Source organism: Flavobacterium sp. (assembly GCF_035299245.1).
Classification (GTDB): domain Bacteria; phylum Bacteroidota; class Bacteroidia; order Flavobacteriales; family Flavobacteriaceae; genus Flavobacterium.
In genome coordinates this window covers 126,256-149,828 of sequence record NZ_DATGWY010000009.1, presented here as the reverse complement: position 1 = coordinate 149,828, position 23,573 = coordinate 126,256, and the positions used below count along the sequence as shown (strand labels likewise).

The following is a 23,573-nucleotide window of genomic DNA, read 5'->3' as shown; positions in this document are numbered from 1 at the left end:
GTTTGTTTAAAAGGAATGACTGAAAACTGCGACTGCGACTGAAAACTAGATGTCTTTATCGCCACGCAATTGCCTGTATTTCTTCTGTGCATTGACAAAATAAATACTGTCTTGATGGTTCATAATTAGAGCTTCGTATAGTGGTTTTGCTTCCTCGGCATTGTTTTGTTGGTTGTAAATTTCGGCTGAAAAATAAAGTGCTTCATCAATATAAATGCATTCTTTATGATTGTCGATGATTTGTTTGTACTGACTCAGTGCTGAAGTGAAATCGTTTTGCTGCTCGTAAATTTTTCCGATGCGCAACAATGCAATGGGTTCGATGGGTTCGCCTTTGTGCTCTTTCAAAACCGCTTGAAATGCTGCCAAAGCATCAGTTGTTTTGTTTTGGAACAAGAGGAAATCGGCACGTGCAAATTTCTTCAAGGCTACTTGAGTGGAATCTTCTACAGTATTATCCGAAATCAACAAAAAGAGATCGAGCGCGTCGTTGGCAATAAGTTGCGTAGAGGCTGATTTTAATACTTTTAATTGATGATTTGCCCATTCGAAGTCGTTTTTAAAATAACTCGTTTTGGCCGTTTTAAAACTCGCTTCTTGTCCGAGTACATCGTTGTGCATATCGGTTTCCACTTGCGAATAATACAACAAGGCTTGATTGAATTTTTCTTCGTACAACAAAACCTCGCCCAATTCCATTTTTAAAGTGGCAATTTGGTATTTATCCAACGGCATTTCAAGCGCATTTTTGAGAATGGTTTTACCTAACTCAGGGTTTTTGAGTTTGAAGGTAGCAAATTCAGCTTTGATTTTGAGTAAGGACAAACTGAACGGACTAACACCAAATTCTTTGATTAAATTATCCAATTCGGCATCAATAGCAGGATAGTCTTTTTCGGTAGCTTTGGCGATTTTCATCTCCATTAAATAGGAATGCGATTGAATTTGAAGGTCTAAATCTTGAGTATTTGCCAAGACAAATTCTAAAATTTCTTTGGCAACTTCGGGTTCGTTTTCTTCTACTGCTAATTGCGCTAAATTGACAATATTAGCAAATGTTTCGGGATTGCGTTTGTAAATCGCTTTTTCTTGAATGAACGCTTTTCCGTATTCTTTATTTTGAACATAAAACCAACTCAGAAATTCGTTCCAAAACACGTCTTGTGTCTTTTGAACTCTTGTCAATAATGCTTTCTTTAACGAATCATTGAACGTAACCGTTGAATCTTCGGTCATGAATCGGTTGAGTTGATTTTGAATCATCACCAGATTTTGAGGATTCACATACGCTTCGGTCAGGAATTTTTCAATCATCATGTCCAAATCGCCTTTTTGCCCATACAGTAGCGCCATTTGGTAATTAAAACTGAATTTTGGTTCTTTATCCAAAGCCGTTTGATACGCTTTTAAAGCATAATCAACTAAACCTCTTTTTTCAAATTGATACGCAATGCTGTATACGTCGGTTGGGTTTTTACTGATTCTATCGATGCATTCATCGTAGTATTTGGTTGCTTTATTAAGGTTTTTTTGCAGTTGATAGTTGTATCCTAACTCGACAATCGTGTTGCTTTGTTTGTATTTTGCCACACGATCAATAAGTGCTTTTTCAGCTTTATCATACTGTTGTAACTGCTGATAACACTCAATTGTTCGTATAAAATAATTGAAATTGGCGGGCTGTACTTTTACCAACTCTTCGTAACTGAGCAATGCTTTTTCAAACTCACCTCGATCAAAATAGTTGTTGGCCAATTGTTCGTTTTGAGACTGAACAAAAAGCGAAATGAAGCAAAAAAGTACTACCCAAATATTTTTCATTTACAATTAGTATTAAAAAACAATGTACTAAAATAACACATTTTGTGCCAGTTTAGTACATTATTTAGACGAAGTTAACTTTTTAATTAATGATATCAAAACCTGTGTACTTGCGAAGCACTTCTGGAACTACAATTCCGTCTGGTGTTTGATAGTTTTCGATGATTCCGGCCATCACTCTAGGCAACGCCAATGAACTACCGTTTAAGGTATGTGCCAATTGGTTTTTACCGTCTTTATCTTTGAAACGTAATTTCAAACGATTGGCTTGGAAGGTTTCGAAATTAGACACTGAACTGATTTCCAACCAACGATCTTGTGCTGTTGAAAACACTTCAAAATCGTAAGTTAAGGCTGATGCAAAACTCATATCGCCACCACACAAACGCAAAATTCTAAACGGTAATTTCAGTTCACGCATAATGTTTTTAACGTGTTCTACCATTCCGTCTAACGCTTCGTATGACTTATCTGGATGTTCGATTCGAACGATTTCTACTTTATCAAATTGATGCAAACGATTCAAACCGCGAACGTGTGCTCCGTATGAACCTGCTTCTCTACGAAAACAAGGTGTATAACCCGTACATAAAACGGGTAATTCATTTTCATTTAAAATAACATCTCTAAAAAGATTCGTCACTGGTACTTCGGCGGTTGGAATCAAATATAAATCATCCAAACCAACATGGTACATCTGACCTTCTTTGTCGGGTAACTGACCTGTTCCAAAACCCGAAGCTTCGTTTACTAAATGAGGAACTTGGTATTCTTGGTAACCAGCATCGGTATTTTTATCTAAGAAATACGAAATCAAAGCACGTTGTAATTTGGCTCCTTTTCCTTTGTAAACAGGAAAACCAGCACCAGTAATTTTTACGCCCAATTCAAAATCGATGATATCGTATTTTTTTACTAAATCCCAATGCGGTAAAGCACCTTCATGTAAAACGGGAACTTCACCTTCTTCAAAAACATTCAGATTTTCTTCAGGAGTTTTACCTTCGGGAACAATTTCGGCAGGAAGATTAGGCAACAAATACATTTTTTGCTGTAATTCATGGGCAAAAGCATCTAATTTTTCAGAAAGTTCTTTGCTTTTTTCTTTCAATTGAACTGTTTTCTGTTTTAGAATTTCTGCTTTAGCTTTTTCACCGTTTTTCATCATTTCGCCAATGTCTTTGGACAGTTTATTAGATTCGGCTAAGGTGTTGTCTAATTCCACTTGAGTACTTCTACGGTTTTCATCCAACTGAATTACTTCTTCAACAATGGCTTTAGCATCCATGTGCTTTTTGGCTAATGTTGTAATAACATTTTCCTTGTTTTCTCTAATAACGCTTAATTGTAACATGACTTTTATTTGATTAAGGTTGCAAATTTAACGAATTGATTTTATTATTTGCGCCATCTCACTTTATAAATTTTTAGTGACAATTCCGCTATTTATCAATTCATTAGCTGTTGTTTTTACAAATAATTATTACATTCGCATAAATTTTTTAAGAAAATGAAAAAAACCTACTCTTTATTTTTACTTCTGTTCATTAGTTTCTCATTTGCCCAAACTACAGAAACTGACATGGAGTCTATGGTAGAAGCTGAAATGAAAGCGGCTTCCAATATTATGACATTTGTTGTCAACCCAAACACCCTGAATTACGATTTAACTCATGCCGAATTACGTTTGGATGTAAATCCTGCCGATTATTTTGTGGCTGGAACAGTTAAAAATACCTTGACTTTTTTAGAAAACACCTCTACTATAACTTTTGATTTAGCGAATGAACTATCGGTAACTTCTGCTAAACAAGGAACAACAGAATTGACTTTTGAACAAAACGGGAATAACGAAATTGTAGTGACTTTGCCTGCTCAAGCCTCTGCTGGAAGTTCTACTACAATTGAAATCACTTATTCTGGTGCGCCACCTGTAAATGGTTTTGCTGCATTTGCCGCCGAAAATCATGCTGGAACTCCAGTAATGTGGACACTTTCTGAACCTTTTGGTGCTCGCGATTGGTGGCCATGCAAACAAGATTTGAATGATAAAATGAATAGCGTTGACTTTTACATAACAGCTCCAGCACAATATGCAAGTGTGGCAAATGGATTGGAACAAAGCGCTATTAACAATGGAGACGGAACCAAAACAACGCATTTCTTCCACAATTACCCGATTCCTGCTTATTTGGTTGCTTTTGCAGTAACTAATTATCAGACGTTTACTCAAACCGCAGGAATAGAAACTCCTTTTCCAATAGTGAATTATATTTATCCTGAAAATTACAGCTCTGCTTCAACTCAATTAGCAGAAACGCTTCCCATAATGAACTTATTCGAGACCTTATTCGAACCGTATCCTTTTAAAAACGAAAAATACGGCCATGCTCAATTTGGTTGGGGTGGCGGAATGGAGCATACTACCGTTTCATTTATGGGAAGTTTCGGACGTAGCTTAATTGCGCACGAATTGGGACATCAATGGTTTGGCGATAAGATTACATGCGGCTCTTGGAATGACATCTGGTTAAACGAAGGTTTTGCAGAATACTTGAGCGGATTAGTCGTTGAAAATTTGGATGGTGACGACAGCTTTACAGCTTGGAAAAACTCTAAAATCAATAACATTACTTCTCAACCTAGTGGAGCTGTTTATTTAACTGATACTGAAGCTACCAACGTCAATCGTATTTTCAGTTCTCGTCTTACTTACAACAAAGGTTCGATGGTAGTAAATATGCTGCGCTTTAAAATGGGCGACGAAGCCTTTTTCTTAGGCATGAGAAATTATTTAGCCGATACTGATTTAGCTTATAAATATGCTGTATCAACTGATTTACAAGAACATTTGGAAGCTGCTTATGGCGGTTCTTTGACTGAATTTTTTAATGATTGGCTGTACAATCAAGGTTATCCAACCTATACCATCACAGCTCAAAATTTTGGAGCAGGCCAAGCAAAAATAACGGTTAATCAGACCCAATCACATCCGAGTGTAAGCTTTTTTGAAATGCCAGTTCCTATTCGATTATTGGGGTCGGGTGGACAAACCTATGATACGGTTGTAAATAACACGTTCAATGGTCAACAATTTATTGTTCCGGTTCCGTTTGTGGTGACTGGAGTGCAATTTGACCCAAAGAAAAATATAATTTCAAGAAACAATACTGCTACTTTAAGTAACGAATCCTTTAATTTTGAAGAAGCGATTACAGTTTCTCCCAACCCTGCTGATGATGAAATTCACATTCAAATGCCATTGGATTTAACATTAGAATCAGTAGAAATCTACAATAACCTTGGTCAATTAGTAAGCACAAAATTCACTTCTGATTTCACTCTGAATGAGTTAGCTTCAGGGGTTCATTTTCTTAAAATAGCTACCTCAGAAGGCACCTTTCATAAAAAAATTATAAAAAATTAGTATTCTCGCACATTATTTCAAAAAAGTAAGGTGAAAACCTTACTTTTGTGCGTTTATAACTCAAATCAAAACATGGATACATTTATACAAATTGCCCAAATCATTTTTATTTTATCAATATTGGTGGTGTTGCACGAGTTTGGGCATTTTATTCCTGCAAAAATTTTCAAAGTAAAAGTGGAAAAATTCTATCTTTTTATGGATGCAGGATTTTCTCTTTTTAAGAAAAAAATTAAAGATACCGAATGGGGAATTGGATGGTTGCCAATTGGTGGTTATGTAAAGTTGGCCGGTATGATTGACGAGAGTATGGATACTGAGCAACTCAAACAAGAACCTCAACCTTGGGAATTCCGTTCCAAACCGGCTTGGCAACGTTTAATTATTATGTTAGGCGGCATTACTGTGAATATTATTTTGGCTTGGTTTTTATATACCGCTGTATATAGCACTTATGGTCAGAAGTACATTGCTACAGATAAATTTCAAGAAAATGGTTTATCATTTGGTGATGTAGGAAAATCTGCTGGTTTCCAAAATGGCGATAAAATTGTTAGTGTTGATGGAGAATTCCAAGAGAAATACAACCGAATGATTATTGATATTTTATTGGGTACCGAAGTCGTTGTAAATCGAAATGGTGAAAACAAAACCATCCTACTAACCGACGAAAACAAAAGAGATATTTTAAAGAAAGAAGGACGCAATTTTATCGGGCCTCGAATAAAAAACATTATTGTTGATAGTATCAACCCTAAAAGCGGCGCTCAAAAAATGGGCTTAAAAATTGGAGATCGCATTGTAGGTATCAACGGAAAAAGCACTCCTTATTTTGATGTCTTGTCTGATGAACTCAAATCACACAAAAATGATTCGATTACACTATCTATTATTCGCAATAACGAAAAACTAACTCTTGCAACCAAAACCGACAAAGAAGGAAAAATTGGTTTCGGCTATTCAAAACAGGCTGAGAAAGAGTTCAACACCTATGAAATAGTTAATAAAATGAGTTTTATTGATGCGATTCCAAAAGCTGTAGAAGAATCATACACTCAATTTGTTTACAACATCAAACAGTTTAAATTATTGCTAAAACCTAAAACAGAAGCATACAAACAAGTAAAAAGTCCAATCGGGATTACACGTCAATTACCCACTGAATGGGACTGGGAATTCATCTGGAAATTTACCGCTATGTTTTCTATTGGTTTAGCTTTTATGAATCTTTTACCAATTCCAGGTTTAGATGGCGGTCATGCCTTATTTACTATAGCAGAGATGATTACTGGACGAACTTTAAGTGAAAAAGCAATGGGTTATGTACAAACTGGAGGGATGATTTTCTTGCTCTCACTGATGGCCTTGACTTTCGGAAAAGACATCTACGAAATCATCATTGATAATTTTTTCAAAAAAGTTTAATTTTTATTTGCAAAAAATAAAAATCGCCTTATATTTGCAACCGCTTAAAAGATATAACATCTTCCTCCTTAGCTCAGTTGGTTAGAGCATCTGACTGTTAATCAGAGGGTCCTTGGTTCGAGCCCAAGAGGGGGAGCTTTTTAAAGCCTAACAGAAATGTTAGGCTTTTTTTATACTTCTATTTTTATTTTCAGCCACAACCCATATTAAAACCGTAACACAAAAGTTGTGGCTTTTTGGTTTTAGTAATTCTTACCCGATTTGGAGTATTCATGTTGCTTACATAAATTGTAGATCAGCCCTTTCAAATAAAAATCACTTGATTAATACTCCTAAATCAAGTCGATTTTGCCATTCCTGTGAAGATAAAAGTTAAACAAAACGAGTTTCTAACTAAACATTACTACAACATTCTTCGCATCAATACTTCAGAATTCATTGGTTAATCAAGTAAAATCAATGGTTTAAAACACAATCGTTCTGTAAATGTTAAAACTAATTCTGTATAGTTTTTATAACGCTTTCTTCCTCCTTACATGATTAAATAAAATTTATTTTTATAAAATGCCCCTATCAAGTGCAATAACATTCACTTTAGTTAAAAAATTAGTCTATGCAGATGGAAATCTCAAAAAAAATAGTAGCGCTTCTGATTCTACTAACATCGTCTTGTACACAAGCTCAACTCGGATTCTGTACAGGCAGCAAAGGCGACCCTGTTTTTAATGAAAATTTCGGAAACGGAACTACTTACGGCCCAGCATTACCCGCAGGAATTACAAATTATCCTTTTGTAGCTGCAAGTCCGAATGACGGAAGTTACACTTTGTACTACAGAACCAATTTGTACAGTACGTGGCACGATTCACTCGATCATACACCCGACTCATCTAATGGCATCAACGGAAAATGCTTGATTGTAAATGCTAACGCCAATACTTCGGGCGAATTTTATAGACGAACTGTAACTGGCTTGTGCATCAACACTACTTTTGAATTTTCGGCTTGGGTAATGAATGTTTACAATCCGGGTTCAGGGTTTTGCGGCGCATCCGAAAAACCCATTAACGTGCAATTTGAAATTTGGAACGATACTGAAACTGTGCTTTTGGGTTCGGGAAATACGGGAAACATTATGGGAACATTCAGCCCCAATTGGCAGCAATTCGGAATAGTTTTCACCACAACCAGTCAAACTTCAGTTGTCTTAAAAATGAAAAATAACGGCGTGGGCGGATGCGGTAACGACTTAGCAATTGACGACATTATCTTCCGTTCGTGTGGCGACTTGACAACCATCGCTCAAGCGGGTATTCCTGGTGATACTCTTGTTTTATGTCCGAATCAAAATACCAATTCAATAACACTCGAAGCCACAACTACCGGAACAGCCAATTATTTTTACCAATGGCAAACCAGCACGGATGGAATTACATGGACGAACATCTCAGGCGCCAATTCGGCCACTTATACTACTCCTAACCTCACTACACAAACCTTTTTCAGAACTAAAGTCGCTCAAGATAGTGCCAACTTAGGAAATGACTTCTGTTCTACTACTTCCAATATTTTTACGGTTTCGTTTTACAACCTTCCACCCAATTCCACCAGCAATGGTAATATTACTATTTGCAGCAATCAACCCATTCCGGCTTTATCAGTTTCAGCCGATGTAACTACTGGCGTTAATTGGTACTCCGCAGCTACAGGAGGCACTTTATTACAATCCAATTCACCCAATTACACACCCACCAATGCCGGAACTTTCTATGCCGAAACCTACGATTTGAGTAACAATTGCATCAATCCTACTCGAGTTCCTGTAACGCTCAGCATCGTTCCATTGCCAACGGCAACTATTTCTGGAAGCACTTCCATTTGTGCTGGAAATACGGCCACTATTTCCTTCAACGGAACACCCAACGCGATAGTCAATTACACTATTGATGGCGGATCAAACCAAACAATTACTCTCAATTCGAGTGGTTCAGCTTTCATCACTACACCCACACTCAACACCAACAGTACGTATACTTTAGTCAGCGTAATTTCGCCAACCCTGAGTTCGTGCAGTGCTAATCTGAGTGGTTCAGCGACAGTTTCGGTTACTACCTTTTCTACTATTTCCATTTCGGGCGATAGTGTAGTTTGTTCGAACGCTCCAGCCACAATAACACTTACCAACGGAACGCCAAACGCAATCATTCATTACAACATCAATGGCGGCGCAACTCAAACGCTTCCTCTGAATGCAAGCGGATCGGCTATTATCTCCATTCCAAGTGTGACTTCAACATTAGTGTACAATTTTACAAGTCTCACCACAAGCGGAGCCAATAGTTGCACTCAATCGCTCAATCAATCCTTTACTATTTCAACTGTTCCTTTAGTAACCGCAAATCTCACTGCAAGTCCGTTGAGTGTTTGTTCGGGCACTACAAGCACGCTCAATTTCACAGGAACGCCCAACGCCGTCATCACCTACACCCAAAACGGTGGTTCCAATCAAACCATACAGCTTAACGCAACCGGAACTGCTTCTATAGTAACTTCACCTGTAACAGCCCCAACTACCTATCAATTAATAAATGTAACGTTAAACGGTTCATCCAGTTGTAGTCAAAATGTCAACGATTCCGTTACCATCGCTCTTACTCCAGCTCCAACGTCTAATTTTACAGGAAATTTGAATTATTGTTCGGGAGAAACAACGGCCATTAACTTAACTTCCAATGTGGTCGGAACAACTTTTAGTTGGACAGTGGTGCAAAACGGAACCACTGGCGCTGCTTCGGGTTCGGGCGCTATCATCAATCAATTACTAACCACTACAACTGCAAACGCTGGAACTGCAACGTACACCATTACGCCTATTGCTAACGGCTGCGTTGGAACAACCCGCCAAATTACAGTAACCGTTCATCCTTTGCCCAACCCAATTATCAACGATGGTGTGATTTGTTTGAACTCTAATTCGCCCGATCAATCCTACACTTTAGATACTAATTTAAGCAGTAGTGATTACAGTTTTGTATGGAAATTCAACGGCGGTGTTATCCCGAATGCAACGGGAAATACCTACAACGCTACTCAAATCGGAACCTATACTGTAGTGGCAACAAATGTGATTACCGGTTGTGTTTCTGCTCCCGATTCGGCCGTGGTCACTCAATCCAACCAAGGTGAAAGTTTGATTGTTACGCAAACAGCAGCTTTTGATGATAACCCAATAATTACAGTAACTGTTGTTGGCGGCGATGGACCATTTTTGTATCAAATGAACGATTTGCCGTTCCAATCGTCGAATGTATTTTATCCGATTGCTGCAGGAGCGTATACGATTACAGTCATTGACGAGCGGTATTGTACGTATCTGACTACCGAAATCAACATCATCAATTACCCGCACTATTTCACGCCTAACAGCGATGGCATTCACGATACGTGGAACATCAAAGGTGTCAATTCGGATGCACGTATTTTGATTTTTGACCGCTACGGAAAACTACTGAAACAAATCAGTCCTGAAGGTTCGGGTTGGGATGGAACGTACAACGGTCAACCCGTATTTGCCGACGATTATTGGTTTACCATTGACTACCTAGAAAACGGCGCTGCCAAAACGTTTAGAGCGCATTTTTCAGTAAAACGCTAACCAAACCATTGAATCTCTTTTGATTGTAAAACTCTTTCTACATCTTCTTCACCCATTTTGGAACGTAAATGAACTAGCTTTGAGTTATCATTAACTTCTAAACTAGTAAATTATGGATTTTTTAATTTTTTTAGCCATCGGTGCAGTATCGGGTTGGCTAGCAGGTCAACTGTGGAAAGGTTCTGGTTTTGGTCTTGTGGGTAATATTGTTGTCGGAATCATTGGCGGTTTTGTTGGTGGATGGCTGGCAGGAAAATTCGGTATTGGTGGTGGCGGTTTGCTATGGCAAATTATTATCGCAGCGGGCGGTGCTTGGGTACTGCTGTTTTTGGTCTCCTTAATAAAAAAATAACTTCTAGAACTAAGCCATTCGAAAGAGTGGCTTTTTTTACCTCAATTCTTCACTTACCGAAAACGTTTTTGGTAGACATTCATTTCATTACATGGTACATCTTTAAAAAAGTACGGCATTATTTTTTATTTTTGGTAGTAATCAACTAGCCAATCATGAAAAAACTACTTTTACCTCTATTCGCTATTGCGCTGATTTTAACCTTCATTTGCTGCAAAAAAGAACCATTAGCCACCAACAATCCGCCTCAAATTGATGGTCATCCGGTGTGGATCATGCAAGGCAATATTTACGAAGTCAATGTGCGTCAATACACACCCGAAGGAACTTTTGCTGCTTTCGAAAAACACCTTGATCGCCTTAAAGCCATGGGCGTTCAAACCATTTGGTTCATGCCGATCAATCCGATCAGTAAAGTAGACCGAAAAGGCTCATTGGGAAGTTACTACGCCGTTTCTGATTTTACGGCTGTAAACCCTGAATTTGGTACTATGGCCGACTTCAAGCGCACCGTTCAATCGATTCACGACAGAGGAATGAAAGTCATTATTGATTGGGTTCCGAATCACACGGGCGCCGATCACCGTTGGCTCAAACAACATCCCGATTTTTACGTAAAAGATAGCACCGGAAAACCCGCAGTAGCTTTTGATTGGGCCGATGTACGTCAACTCAATCTTAAAAACCCTGTGCTTCAAGACAGTATGGTGGCCGCCATGAAATACTGGGTAACCAACGCCGATATTGACGGTTTTAGATGCGATGTAGCGTGGAATGTACCTGCGGATTTCTGGCAAAAATCGATTCCGCAGTTGAAAAAGATGAAAGACGTTTTTATGTTAGCCGAAGGCGACAGCACGTATTTGGCCAAAAGTGGTTTCGATGCGGTCTATCCGTGGCACATGTTTAAAATGATGGAAAAAATTGCCAAAGGTCAACGACCTGCTTTTGGACTCGATAGCATCAACACCGAAAACGAAACGCGGTATCCCAAAAACACCATCCAAATGTATTTTACCAGCAACCACGATGAAAACAGTTGGAACCACGCCGATTATGGCACGTTTCCCAACGAAGTGCATGCGCCGTTTGCTGTATTTACCCAAACCATGAAAAACAGCGTTCCGCTCATTTACAGCGGACAAGAAGAACCCGTTTTGCGCGCCATAAAATTCTTTGACAAAGACCCAATGACCTTTAAAAAACTCGAACGCCAACAGTTTTACACCACACTTCTTCACCTAAGAAAACGCAACAGCGCACTCTCGGCCGATGCTACTTTTGCCAAAGTAAACGCCGGCGATCCCAAAGCAATCTACGCCTACACCCGACAAAAAGGCAACCAAAAAATTCTAGTAGTACTCAACCTTTCGGGCCAAGAGCAAACCATCATCATCACCGATAAATCATTACTCAAAAAAGTACACAACGTTTTTAAAAACACTACACAAATCCTAACTGCTCAACCGCAAAATTTGAAACCTTGGGGTTATGAGGTGTATGAATATTAAAACATTAATTTAATTTTAAAAACCCGATACGAAAGTGTTGGGTTTTTTGTTTACAACTACTCAAAATTTTGTTGACAATTACCATCAACACGCATACAATTGTAGGCGAGTCAATTGTCCGCACAACTCTAATTTTATAGGTTATGAATATCAAAGAAAAATTTGGACAAAAAGTAAAGCAACTACGCGAAGAAAAAGGCTTTTCAATAGAGAAATTAGCCAATATTTCCAACGTAGACCGAAACTACATTTCGGACATCGAAAAAGGAAAACGAAATGTTTCCATAGAAGTAATTGAAAAAATAACAACGGGTTTAGAAACCGATTTAGCAACTTTTTTTAACGATAAAGGATTTAAGAGATGAAAATGAAAGAGAAAATATCAATCGATGAATTTGACGGTAAAAAATTTAAAATTCGTTTTGTAGAAGAAGACGATAATAGAAAAGCTGTATTAACTCATTATTTGCATAATTATCGAAATGGTGTTAAATCACATTTTGAAAAGGAAGCCACCGAATATTTAAAGCAAATTATTGAATATAAAAATCAGGAAGAAAACATATCAATAGCTTCTGATGTTGCATTACAGCAATTACTTTTTGAAGTTGAAAACGTTCCTTTCCCAACTCCTGAAAAATATACTTTTAAATTTATTGATTTATTTGCAGGAATTGGTGGATTTAGATTAGCACTGCAAAATCTCGGTGGAAAATGTGTTTTTACATCTGAATGGGATGAATTTGCAAAAAAAACTTATAGAGCAAATTTTGGAGAAACTCCCTTTGGAGATATCACTAAAGACCAAAATAAAAATTATATTCCTAATGATTTCGATATTTTATGTGCAGGATTTCCATGCCAACCTTTTAGTTATGCTGGGAGAAATGAAGGGTTTAAAGATCAAACCAGAGGTACCTTATTTTTTGACATATTAGAAATATTAGAAAAACATAGACCTAAAGTATTTTTTTTAGAAAATGTTAAAGGGTTAGTTTCACACGAAAAAGGGAAAACATTAGAAACAATTCTTAATTCATTAACGACTTTAGGATATCATGTTCATTGGAAAGTACTTAATAGTTTAGATTTTGGAGTGCCTCAAAAAAGGGAAAGATGGTATTGTGTTGGTTTTGACAAAGAAACAGATTTTGAATTCCCTGAAGGAAACAAAAATATAAAACCAAAACTTAAAGATATTATAGAACAAAATAATGATTTAAGGCTAAAACTTACTGATTTTGAATTAGAAAGAATAAAATACCATTTTGACAATTCTAAGACTCAAGAAAGAGTTCTTCATGATAGCTCAAAATATAATTCTAACACCAAAAAAGGAAGACATGGTGTTTTCTCTTTTCAAAAAAGCGATAATTCATTGAGATTTCACGTAGGTGATGCGTCAAAAACTCAAATTCAAGAGGCTTTTTATGCTTGTTTAGAGACTTACGCACCAACTATTATTGCTAATAGAGTTCCGAAACTATGGGATATTGAAAGAAAACTTTCAGTATTAGAATCAAAAAGATTACAATCTTTTCCAGACAATTTCATTTTTCCAGTATCTGACAATCAAGCCTACAAACAATTGGGAAATAGTGTAACTTTGAATGTTATTCAAGCTATTGCAGAAAAAATTATAAATATTTACAAATGAAAATATCAAAAAAAGTAGTTCTTGAAAGTTTTAACAAACTCAGTCATACTACAAATAATAAATTTTGGGGCTTATTATCTATTTTCAAAACTATAAACGAAAAGTATGGAGAAATAGAATCAAATATCACCTATGAAATTGATAGTTCAAAAATATCTGAAATTTTAGACAACTGGTTTTACCTTGGCGATGACTTTAAAAATTATAATAGTAATAATATTTATCTTCATTTCTCAAGTAACTGGATAAATGTGTTTAATAATATTACTTCAAATGGGAAACCAAACATACTTGATGTTGCAATATTTTATTTTAAAAACGATGAGTTTGAAAAAGTCACAACTACAGAATTAGTAGATTTATTTAAAAAAAGTATAAAATTATCAGAGACTTTTTTGAGTTTAAATTTTGACTTAAATGTCATAAAATCAGAACTCATTCTCGAAAAAAGTTATAATAGAACAGATTTTTTTAATTTTTTTAAAACTGAAAAGTCAATTGATCTAGACTGTAAAACTTTATCTTTTTCAAGCCCATTTTTAATTGTTAGTAAACCATCAGAACTTAAAAGAGCTCCTTTCATCCAGACATTATATTCTGGGACGGAAATAATGGAATTACTAATCATTGCAGACTTTAATATTAATGATTATTATTTTTCTAATAAAATCGATAAATTTCAGATCGATGTAATTTTAGAAAACAAAACACTCTACAAAGTTATTTTTGAAGCATTTAAATATATTTTTGATAACTATGGACAAGAAAACGTACTGAAAGGTTATGAAGAGAAAAATGCTAAAATCGAAAATCGAAATTATAAAGGGATAATATTAAGTAAGTATTTTGGTTTTGAAGTTTTATTGGCTCTTTTTGAAAATGAGCAAACTGAGAAAGGCCTACAATCTGGGAATACATCGAGGTTTGTTGATGAAAAGATTATTGTATTAAATAACCAAAATTCATATTTCACAAATCAATGGAATGCAATTGAAAATGGCAGAGGGTTGTCATTAAAAAATTTTAACAAACTACTGGCTGATATATCAAAAGACAAACTTGAAATAATTCGCAAAGAAGATATATATAAATTAATTTCAAAAAGACCTTTAATTAAGTCTTCAACTAAAGAATCACAACAAATAATATATTACGGAGCACCAGGAACTGGGAAATCTCACAAAGTTAATGAGATATTAAATTCATTAAATTCAAATTTCTACGAACGAATAACGTTTCATCCTGAGTTTGACAACGCTACTTTTGTTGGAGGTTATAAGCCAGTTTCCGATGATAATATCAATGGGAATAATGTAATTAAGTATCGATTCGTGCCTCAATCATTTACTAATATTTATGTTAAAGCATGGAATGATTTGGATAATCATTATTTTTTAGCAATTGAAGAAATTAACAGAGGTAATTGCGCAGAAATATTCGGTGAGATTTTTCAACTCTTAGATAGAAATAATAATTATACAGTTTCCCCATCTAATGAATTAAAAAATTATTTAAATAAGTCACTTATAAATAAAGAAGGAATTAGTGATGGCTTAAAACTTCCGCCAAATCTTTCAATTCTTGCTACAATGAATACTTCTGACCAATCACTTTTCCCTATGGATAGTGCTTTTAAAAGAAGATGGGATTGGGAATATATTCCTATTTGTTATGACGATATCCCTGAAAATGAATCTTTTGGATATGATGTAAAAATAGATGAGAATACTTCTTTTAAATGGATTGATTTTATAAAAAATGTAAATGGCGTTATAAAAACAAATACAAATCTTGGAATGGACAAATGCATTGGCAACTATTTTATAAAATCAAACTCCAAGGAAATAACTTTAAAAGAATTTATAAATAAAGCTGTTTTCTATTTATGGAATGATGTTTTTAAAGACGAGGATGATTCTATTTTTGAAAAAGGAACTTCTTATGAAGATTTCTTTCCAATAGAAGAAACAGGAAAAGAAAATGTTTTAAAAATACTTAAAAAATTAAACATTGAACCAACCATAGTCTAAATGAAAATTCTAATTGAAGGTGAAGATTATTCAATTGACAACTTAATTTCTGTTTTTGACGATCCAAAATTTTACAATCAAAACGGAAATGTTGGCAAAATAATTTCGGTAGGATATTACCATTCTTTTGAAAAGAAAGAATTGGTATATATGTTCCCTAAAGTCTTTATGAAAGATAATCAAGAAACTGTTTTTGGTATTTCTAAAGATGAATTATTTGATTTTGAAAATTCAGAATCCTTCAAACACAATGAAGAATATAAATGGATTCGTCAATTATTAGTTTATTTTTATAATAGTCTAACTGAATACAAAAGAAGAATAAAAGACACTTCAATTATTGAGTCTTCATTAACATATGAATTAAATACAAATCTTGGCGATTTAGAATATTCCTATTTAGATTTGCTATTAAGTTTTGTGAACTTCTATAAAAAGAACAAAAATACAATTCTTTACAAACATATTGAATACAAATCTAATCAAGTAAAGAAACCTAAATGGGACAAAACCATCAGAAAATCTTTACCTATTCTTTCGGCAAATAATACTCCAATTTATATTGAAATAAACAACAAAAAGAAAGTTGTAAACACCGAAGAAGAGTTACTAAAATATTTCTTTTCAATATTAAATCATTTTAATAAAGAACATCAATTACATCTTAAAATTGACCCAAGCTATAACCTTATAAAAGGTGAAAAATTTGAAAAACTTCAGAAAAATGGGTTATCAAAACTAAAAAAAATAAAGTATCGCTATTTCTCTGATACATTAAAAAGAATGTATATTTTATGTGAACTTTATTTATCAAAAACTGACACGAGTAGTAGTAAGAAGAAAAAAGAAGAATTTATTTCAGTAAAAAATTATAATTTAGTTTTTGAAGATATGGTTGACAAACTCTTTTCTGACAAGTTAGATGAAAAAAAAGAGGTTGATAGCGTTTCTTTGGACGAATTGAAATATAACGACGATGGTAAAATAATTGACCATATTTTCGATTATAGATCATTAATTGACACATCTGACATATTCTATATAGGAGATTCTAAATATTATAAATCAGGAAGTGAAGCTGGTAAATTATCAAAATACAAACAATTTACTTATGCCAAAAATGTAATTCAATTCAATATTGATTTATTAAACAAAAATGATTTCTACAAAGAAAACATAAGGTATAGAGACGAATTAACTGAAGGTTATAACATTACTCCTAACTTCTTTATTTATGGCTATATCGATAAAGTAAATGATTTTGATGAACATCATTTAATTCCAAAAAAAGAAGATCCAATAAAATCTTTTCACTTTGAAGATAGATTATTTGACAGAGATACTTTATTTGTTCATCAATATAAAATCAATTTTCTTTATGTATTAAAATCATATTCTACATTCAATGATACTAAAATTGTTGATTTCAGAGATAAAACAAAAGAGGAATTTAGAAATAAATTTGTTGAATTCTTTAATGAGTCTAATAAATCATCTTTTGAAATATTTGAAAAAGAAATATCAAATGGTGAGACAAAACAATTAGTTGAAAGTAATTTCAAATTATTAAATGGGAAATGTTTTTATTCTAGTAACGGAAAACTTCTTGTTGCTAAATATATGAATGACAAAACATTAGATAACTTTTTGAAAAATGAAAAGTTTGAAAAGAAAGTTTTGTCTTAACCTCTCTTCAACCAACCCGTCACACTCATTCGTCGTTCGTTGGTGGGTAGTACTTCGTGGAGTAATTCATCGCTTTTAAAAAATACCGTTTTGCCTTGTGTGGGCGCAATGCTTTGGTTGTGGTGGTCGTGGTGAATGAGTAGTTCGCCGCCGTCTTTGGTTTGCCAATCGGCATTGAGGTAGTTCATCATCGAGAATTGCCGTTTGGTGTCGTCTTCAAATTGATCGAGGTGCGAGCGGTAAAAACTTCCGGCTTCGTAGAGCGAATAGTGAAACTCATAACTCTTAATATTGGTAAAACAGTTTTCGTTCAAATAGGCTACAAATTCATCCATCGTGTCAAAAAACTCGGCTTCAAAGGCATTGTTGTGGGTTTTGTCGAGCCAATAAATTTTGTCATTGCGAATAAGGTTGTCGTGTAACATTTTCCCATCATTGCCCACGCCTGCTTGCAACAGCAAATGTCCATCATTAAACGAAAGTAAATTGTCGCGCAAATTGTGGCACAAATCAACACTCAGAAAATCTTGGGCAATACCCACTTTATCGTTGATGTAAGTGGTAATCAAGGTCTCAAAACTAGCATTCATATCATTTCACACTTGATTAGACAAGTTTGGGTAAGGTAGTGAATTTTAACCACTAAGGCACGAAGAAGACACGAAGTTCGCGAGGGTTTTTGATTTTGAGACTGTAAGACTGTAGTATTATAGGATTGTTAGACCGTTAGATTATTAGACTGCTTAGATTTTTTAAAATAAAACTTTGGAACTTTGTGACTTTGCGACTTTGCGGCTTTACGAGAAAACATCTCTTATGTTCAACCGCAAAGCACGCGAAGAAGGCGCTAAGTTCGCGAGGATTTTTATTTTGAGACTCTATGACTGTATGACTATAAGATTTTAGGGTTTTAGGATTTTGATAATTGAGATTTAGATTTTTATTTGGGATTTGTTTTTTGTCTTTTGGAATTCTTTAACCATGTAAGGCATATAAGGTCATTGAAGGTTTTTTCTTTTATGTTCTTATATGCCTTATAGGGTGAAAACTTTGCAACTCTGAAACTTTGCAACTCTGAAACTTCAAAACTTTACGCCTTCGAGCCTTTGTGGTAAATAAATACGATAACTTCAAAAAAATTAACATTCACACCGCTTATTTTGATTAATTCTTAAAAAAAGTTTCTTTATTTTTGAATGCTATATTTTTTGCAACGCTTGCTATGAAAAGAATCTTATCGAAAAAAATGCCTTTAACGTATGTTATTGGCTTGTTCCTACTTGCCATTGTACTCACGATTGTTATTACTCGTTGGTCGGGTGCCATCCAAAACAATACCGAAAGTGTTACAGCATCACACAATTGCATCACTAAATCCAAACGAATCAACGGTTACGAACTCATCAAACCCATTCTGTACTACGATGACGAATGTCCGTCGGAAAACCTTAGCAGTATAAACGGAACCATTTCTTCCATCATCAACACTTACAAGCAGTCGCAAAATCTAGTGAGTGCTTCGGTATATTTTCGTGATTTTGAGACGAGTGAATGGACGTCGGTTAACGAAACCGAACACTACGAACCCGGTTCTCTTTTTAAAGTGGCAACCTTAATCGCCGCTCTCAAAATGAGCGAACAACAACCCGGACTGCTCAATAAAAAAATACAGTTCAGCAAAAAATTTGATATTCCGAAAAACACGGTTTACCAATCCAAAACACTTCAATTGGGTCAGAGTTATACCTTGCGCGAATTGCTCACCTATATGATTGCACATTCTGATAACGACGCCACCGCTTTGGTGCAAAACAACATCAACACTGCCGTTGTAGTCAAACTTTTTACCGATTTAGGATTGGAAACACCAAGCTACGAATCGAAGAAGTATTTCTTTACTGCCCAAAACTACTCGTTGTTCATGCGCCTGATTTACAACGCTTCATACCTCAACGAAGAAAACTCCGCCTTTGCCGCGCAATTGTTAAGTCAAAGTACTTTTCAAGACGGCATTGTAAAAGGTCTTCCAGCGAATACAAGAATAGCCCACAAATTTGGTGAAGCAGGAACTGCATCGGAAATCCAATTGCACGAGTCGGCTGTAGTTTACGTCAATGACAGAGCGTACCTGCTCACCATAATGACCAAAGGGAAAGATCTAAAAACGCTTTCTAATTTATTAGCCGAAATCTCTAAAGCGGTTTATGAAAGTCAGAAGGACACTGCTCTTTCTAGTTTGTAATTTTTGATTGTAAGACTGTAAGATTGTTAGACTATAAGACTTTTAGATTATTAGACATTTAGACTATACGATTTTAGGATTTTATGTTTAAAAATAAAACTTTGAAACTCTGAAACTTTGAAACTCTGCAACTCTGCAACTCTGAAACTTTGAAACTTTGAAACTTTACAAGAAAAAACCTTTGCGACTTTGTGGTAAAAAAATACGATAACCTCAAAAATTTTCTTTTAAATTATATTTTTCACAAAAATTACAACTACACCCTATTTTTTAAACTCATTTTTATCTAAAATTTAAACTATTTTATACTTTTACCCTACAAAAAATAGGGTTAAGTTTAAAATATAATAAAAATGAGACTTCAAAAACGTTGGATAGCTGCTTTTGTCATTACCGCTATAGTTGCCGTTACGGGTTTGTTTTGGCCGCATCAATCGGCTGAAGCTGGGAAAAACTTCAACACCACCGAAAACATCAACTTTGCCGATGTAGCGTGGTTGCTCACGGCTTCGTGTTTGGTGTTACTGATGACACCAGGACTTTCGTTTTTCTACGGTGGAATGGTAGGCAAGAAAAACGTGATTTCGACCATGCTCAAAAGTTTTATTTGCCTTGGAGTAATTAGTTTACTGTGGGTTACCGTGGGTTTTAGTTTGTCTTTTGGAAGTCCAATTGGATTTACTATCGATGGAACTCATTACGGCGTCATCGGAAATCCATTCGACTTTGCTTTTTTCAACCAAGTAGAAGCACTGCCACATAAAAGTTTAGGCACTACTATACCGTTCATCCTTTTTGCCCTTTTCCAAATGAAATTCGCCGTGATTACACCTGCCATTATCACAGGCGCGCTCGCCGAACGCATTCGGTTTGTATCTTTTTTGCTGTTTATTTGTTTGTTTGCCCTTTTTATTTACACACCACTGTGCCACATGATCTGGCATCCTCACGGCCTTTTGTGTGGCTACTTTGGTGTTAAAGATTTTGCCGGAGGAACCGTTGTTCACATGAGCGCTGGTTTTGCAGCATTAGCTGGCGTAATCGTTTTGGGAAAACGTAAAAATAGCGAACACATTCCGACCAACATTCCGTTTGTACTACTCGGAACCGGTTTGCTTTGGTTTGGATGGTTTGGCTTTAACGCAGGTTCGGCACTTGCTGCCAACGGAACTGCAGCCATGGCTTTTGCTACTACTACTATTGCTTCGGCTTCGGCCATGCTGACTTGGGTGTTTTTTGATCGGATGAACAAACGGCGTGTTTCAGCACTCGGCGCTTGCATTGGCGCGGTTGTTGGGTTGGTCGTGATTACACCATCGGCAGGTTATGTGACGATTCCGCAAAGTATTTTCTTCGGTTTCATTGGCGCCATCGTTTCCAACAAAATGGTCTATTGGAAAAAACTCAAACAAATTGACGATACACTCGATGTATTCGCTTGTCACGGCGTCGGCGGAATTATGGGAATGATACTCACTGCTATTTTTGCTCAAGGTGAAAATGCAAGTTTACTTCACGGTGGATGGAGTGTTTTTGGTCATCATATGTTGGCGTTAGTATTGGTTTCGGTGTTTACTTTTGGTGGCGCTTATGTACTTTTCAAAATCACCAATTACATTATTCCAATTCGCGTTTCGGAAGAAGCGGAAGAAATTGGATTGGATTGGTCGCAGCATCGGGAGAAGTTTTGATTTAACCGCAAATACGTTAAGCTAGCGCAAGGTTCGCAAAGGTTTTTGATTTTGAGATTGTAGGATTATATGACTTTAAGATTTTATGTTTAAAAATAAAAACTTTGTGACTTTGAAACTTTGCAACTTTGTAATTTTTCAAGAAAAAAACTTAGTGTCTTTGCGTCTTCGTGGCAAATTTGTACTTTTATCCAAACAAATCCCATGAAGAAACTCCTATTCCTACTTATTATACCAATGTTTTCATTGGCACAAAGAGATCAAGTTATCATCAATACTGTTTTAGATGACTGGCACAAAGCTGCAGCAACGGTAAATTTTGAAGCCTATTTTGGTGCGATGACCGACGACGCGATTTTCATTGGTACCGATGCGACTGAAAACTGGAACAAAAAAGCGTTTCAAGAGTTTGCCAAACCGTATTTTGATAAAGGAAAAGCGTGGAATTTCACTTCATTAGAACGTCATATTTATTTTTCAAAAGACGGAAAAACCGCTTGGTTCGACGAATTACTCAATACCCAAATGAAAATTTGTCGCGGCAGTGGCGTTTTGGTCAAAGTAAAAAACACTTGGAAAATCAAACATTACGTGCTTTCGATGACCATCCCTAACGACAACACTAACGAAGTCATAAAAATTAAAGCGCCAATTGAAGATGCTTTGATTGAAAAACTCAAATAGAAAATTCTTTTTTCAAACCACAATTCTTCCACACAAGTTGCCAAACGATTCCATCTGTGACACGAGGACGAAGGACGAACTGACGAAGTAATCTGTGGTTAACTTTTTCTGTACCCACAAATACACGTATATTATATTGACAATCAACAATAAAGATTACAAAAAATAATCTGTGAATCTGTGGCAAATCAACTTTTTTTATCACTTTTAAAACCATAACTTTTTTTTTCTCGTAAATAGGGTAACAAACAAAAACGAGAACGTTATGAGCATCAAAAAGAAAATAAAAATCGCAGTACTGAGTATTCTAGGAATTACCTTAGTATTATTTGCAGTTTTGGTACATCATATTGCCAACGCACGACCTATAGAAAACGCCAACATTCAAATCAGCCGTATTGATTTTGACCAACCCTTCGATTCATTATCTACCATTCAGATAAAAGAAAAGTTGCATTCGATACAAGGTGTCAAGAGCGACATCATCGTAAAAAACAATGTGGTGGTTTATTTTCACGACAACACCGTAGCCGATTCTAAAAAGGTGTTTGATGAATTAATGACTAAAGGCGACTACAAAGCCCAACGATTCATTCTACCGGCTACAATGGCCAACAATCAAGTCTGTCCGGTAATGAAAAAGGACAGTTTCAAATACAAGTTCTCTAAATGGGTTCAAAAACACTTTTAATTAATCTTTAAATATTTAAGTTATGACTAAGTTTTCAAAATTTGCATTTTTTGCATTAGCAATCGGATCATTCGCATTCGTATCATGTAGTGACGATGACGATCCAGCACCAGCACCAGCAACGCCTTCAATTTATGCGCGTTTAGGTGGTTCAACTCTAGTGGCCGATCCGGACAATCCGGGACAAATGATTGAAGCCGGACGTTTGAGTTACCGAAAAGTGGTTAATTCAACAGTAGGTTTAATTGTAGCCGATGTTCAAAACAACGCTTCAGGGAATTTAGGAGCGCATTTCGCCCCAGTTTTAACCGAAGTTGGAGCAGGAAACACTACCAATTTAGCTATTTTAGTAGACAATCTAACCGATTTCTTCTCGTTCAACACAGGCGGAACCAATGCAGTAAACACCTATTCAGGTTTGAATATGGTTGCAGCACACAATCCGGCAACTAACCCAAGAATGGGAACAACTTCTACAGATGCTAACTACACTAAATTTGTAGGATATGTTGGCGCAGCTGCACAAGCCAATGGAGTAGCCGCAAACACTCAATTGTACACTGATATCGTAGCCGTATTGGAATCACTACGTGACCCAATCGTTCAATAATACATAAGTTTGGTTTTAGGTTGAAAACGCTGCTTCTAATCTAGTTATTAGAGCAGCGTTTTTGTATGTTCTTAAGTCGAAAAAAAGAAGG

The 23,573-nt window shown here is 35.8% G+C and carries 17 protein-coding genes and 1 tRNA gene; 15 read left to right on the top strand and 3 right to left on the bottom strand.

Annotation, left to right across the window (positions count from 1 at the left end; translation table 11 throughout):
* Positions 1–45 precede the first annotated feature (45 nt).
* Both VK161_RS06820 and serS read right to left on the bottom strand, forming a co-directional pair.
* On the bottom strand, positions 46–1,821 hold the full coding sequence (locus VK161_RS06820; protein WP_324214017.1) for a tetratricopeptide repeat protein: 1,776 nt from the start codon (positions 1,819–1,821) through the stop codon (positions 46–48).
* Positions 1,822–1,903: 82 nt separating this feature from the next.
* On the bottom strand, positions 1,904–3,175 hold the full coding sequence (serS, locus tag VK161_RS06815) for a serine--tRNA ligase (RefSeq protein ID WP_324214016.1): 1,272 nt from the start codon (positions 3,173–3,175) through the stop codon (positions 1,904–1,906).
* Positions 3,176–3,331: 156 nt separating this feature from the next.
* Here serS and VK161_RS06810 point away from each other — a divergent pair, with 156 nt between their 5' ends.
* The 10 genes from VK161_RS06810 to VK161_RS06765 all read left to right on the top strand — a co-directional run bounded on the left by VK161_RS06810 (position 3,332) and on the right by VK161_RS06765 (position 17,564).
* Complete coding sequence (locus VK161_RS06810) at positions 3,332–5,248, top strand: M1 family aminopeptidase (RefSeq protein WP_324214015.1); 1,917 nt, start codon at positions 3,332–3,334, stop codon at positions 5,246–5,248.
* Positions 5,249–5,320: 72 nt separating this feature from the next.
* Positions 5,321–6,673: an RIP metalloprotease RseP gene (gene rseP, locus VK161_RS06805; RefSeq protein ID WP_324214014.1), complete on the top strand. Its 1,353-nt coding sequence runs from the start codon at positions 5,321–5,323 to the stop codon at positions 6,671–6,673.
* A 62-nt stretch (positions 6,674–6,735) separates the two neighbouring features.
* Positions 6,736–6,809, top strand: a tRNA-Asn gene (locus VK161_RS06800).
* Between the two features lie 483 nt (positions 6,810–7,292).
* Complete coding sequence (locus VK161_RS06795; protein ID WP_324214013.1) at positions 7,293–10,328, top strand: T9SS type B sorting domain-containing protein; 3,036 nt, start codon at positions 7,293–7,295, stop codon at positions 10,326–10,328.
* Between the two features lie 112 nt (positions 10,329–10,440).
* Entirely contained in the window at positions 10,441–10,680 is a 240-nt protein-coding gene (locus VK161_RS06790) for a GlsB/YeaQ/YmgE family stress response membrane protein (protein ID WP_324214012.1), read from the top strand.
* Positions 10,681–10,835: 155 nt separating this feature from the next.
* Positions 10,836–12,191, top strand: a complete 1,356-nt coding sequence (locus VK161_RS06785; RefSeq protein WP_324214011.1) for an alpha-amylase family glycosyl hydrolase — start codon at positions 10,836–10,838, stop codon at positions 12,189–12,191.
* 143 nt (positions 12,192–12,334) lie between these two features.
* Positions 12,335–12,556, top strand: a complete 222-nt coding sequence (locus VK161_RS06780) for a helix-turn-helix transcriptional regulator (protein ID WP_324214010.1) — start codon at positions 12,335–12,337, stop codon at positions 12,554–12,556.
* A gap of 2 nt (positions 12,557–12,558) precedes the next feature.
* A complete protein-coding gene (locus VK161_RS06775) occupies positions 12,559–13,848 on the top strand; it encodes a DNA cytosine methyltransferase (protein WP_324214009.1) in 1,290 nt (429 codons plus the stop codon).
* Positions 13,845–15,878, top strand: coding sequence for an McrB family protein (locus VK161_RS06770; protein WP_324214008.1), 2,034 nt, complete (start codon positions 13,845–13,847; stop codon positions 15,876–15,878). Before VK161_RS06775 ends, VK161_RS06770 begins: the two co-directional genes overlap by 4 nt.
* Positions 15,879–17,564, top strand: a complete 1,686-nt coding sequence (locus VK161_RS06765) for a hypothetical protein (protein ID WP_324214007.1) — start codon at positions 15,879–15,881, stop codon at positions 17,562–17,564.
* Here VK161_RS06765 and VK161_RS06760 read toward each other — a convergent pair.
* A complete protein-coding gene (locus VK161_RS06760) occupies positions 17,561–18,154 on the bottom strand; it encodes a 2OG-Fe(II) oxygenase (RefSeq protein ID WP_324214006.1) in 594 nt (197 codons plus the stop codon). The genes VK161_RS06765 and VK161_RS06760 overlap by 4 nt on opposite strands.
* A gap of 632 nt (positions 18,155–18,786) precedes the next feature.
* On the opposite strand from VK161_RS06760, the gene VK161_RS06755 reads away from it, so the two are divergent.
* The 5 genes from VK161_RS06755 to VK161_RS06735 all read left to right on the top strand — a co-directional run bounded on the left by VK161_RS06755 (position 18,787) and on the right by VK161_RS06735 (position 23,482).
* Positions 18,787–19,806, top strand: coding sequence for a serine hydrolase (locus VK161_RS06755; protein ID WP_324214005.1), 1,020 nt, complete (start codon positions 18,787–18,789; stop codon positions 19,804–19,806).
* A gap of 353 nt (positions 19,807–20,159) precedes the next feature.
* A complete protein-coding gene (locus VK161_RS06750) occupies positions 20,160–21,497 on the top strand; it encodes an ammonium transporter (RefSeq protein ID WP_324214004.1) in 1,338 nt (445 codons plus the stop codon).
* Between the two features lie 204 nt (positions 21,498–21,701).
* A complete protein-coding gene (locus VK161_RS06745; RefSeq protein ID WP_324214003.1) occupies positions 21,702–22,181 on the top strand; it encodes a nuclear transport factor 2 family protein in 480 nt (159 codons plus the stop codon).
* 265 nt (positions 22,182–22,446) lie between these two features.
* Positions 22,447–22,872 carry a hypothetical protein gene (locus VK161_RS06740; protein WP_324214002.1) on the top strand — a complete coding sequence of 142 codons (426 nt, stop codon included), beginning with the start codon at positions 22,447–22,449 and terminating at the stop codon, positions 22,870–22,872.
* 22 nt (positions 22,873–22,894) lie between these two features.
* Complete coding sequence (locus tag VK161_RS06735) at positions 22,895–23,482, top strand: hypothetical protein (RefSeq protein WP_324214001.1); 588 nt, start codon at positions 22,895–22,897, stop codon at positions 23,480–23,482.
* Positions 23,483–23,573 lie beyond the last annotated feature (91 nt).

What these genes read in the sequence shown, in the direction of transcription:
- VK161_RS06820 (WP_324214017.1), bottom strand. Translation starts at nt 1,821, where the DNA reads ATGAAAAATATTTGGGTAGTACTTTTTTGCTTCATTTCGCTTTTTGTT.
- serS (WP_324214016.1), bottom strand. Translation starts at nt 3,175, where the DNA reads ATGTTACAATTAAGCGTTATTAGAGAAAACAAGGAAAATGTTATTACA.
- VK161_RS06810 (WP_324214015.1), top strand. Translation starts at nt 3,332, where the DNA reads ATGAAAAAAACCTACTCTTTATTTTTACTTCTGTTCATTAGTTTCTCA.
- rseP (WP_324214014.1), top strand. Translation starts at nt 5,321, where the DNA reads ATGGATACATTTATACAAATTGCCCAAATCATTTTTATTTTATCAATA.
- VK161_RS06795 (WP_324214013.1), top strand. Translation starts at nt 7,293, where the DNA reads ATGGAAATCTCAAAAAAAATAGTAGCGCTTCTGATTCTACTAACATCG.
- VK161_RS06790 (WP_324214012.1), top strand. Translation starts at nt 10,441, where the DNA reads ATGGATTTTTTAATTTTTTTAGCCATCGGTGCAGTATCGGGTTGGCTA.
- VK161_RS06785 (WP_324214011.1), top strand. Translation starts at nt 10,836, where the DNA reads ATGAAAAAACTACTTTTACCTCTATTCGCTATTGCGCTGATTTTAACC.
- VK161_RS06780 (WP_324214010.1), top strand. Translation starts at nt 12,335, where the DNA reads ATGAATATCAAAGAAAAATTTGGACAAAAAGTAAAGCAACTACGCGAA.
- VK161_RS06775 (WP_324214009.1), top strand. Translation starts at nt 12,559, where the DNA reads ATGAAAGAGAAAATATCAATCGATGAATTTGACGGTAAAAAATTTAAA.
- VK161_RS06770 (WP_324214008.1), top strand. Translation starts at nt 13,845, where the DNA reads ATGAAAATATCAAAAAAAGTAGTTCTTGAAAGTTTTAACAAACTCAGT.
- VK161_RS06765 (WP_324214007.1), top strand. Translation starts at nt 15,879, where the DNA reads ATGAAAATTCTAATTGAAGGTGAAGATTATTCAATTGACAACTTAATT.
- VK161_RS06760 (WP_324214006.1), bottom strand. Translation starts at nt 18,154, where the DNA reads ATGAATGCTAGTTTTGAGACCTTGATTACCACTTACATCAACGATAAA.
- VK161_RS06755 (WP_324214005.1), top strand. Translation starts at nt 18,787, where the DNA reads ATGAAAAGAATCTTATCGAAAAAAATGCCTTTAACGTATGTTATTGGC.
- VK161_RS06750 (WP_324214004.1), top strand. Translation starts at nt 20,160, where the DNA reads ATGAGACTTCAAAAACGTTGGATAGCTGCTTTTGTCATTACCGCTATA.
- VK161_RS06745 (WP_324214003.1), top strand. Translation starts at nt 21,702, where the DNA reads ATGAAGAAACTCCTATTCCTACTTATTATACCAATGTTTTCATTGGCA.
- VK161_RS06740 (WP_324214002.1), top strand. Translation starts at nt 22,447, where the DNA reads ATGAGCATCAAAAAGAAAATAAAAATCGCAGTACTGAGTATTCTAGGA.
- VK161_RS06735 (WP_324214001.1), top strand. Translation starts at nt 22,895, where the DNA reads ATGACTAAGTTTTCAAAATTTGCATTTTTTGCATTAGCAATCGGATCA.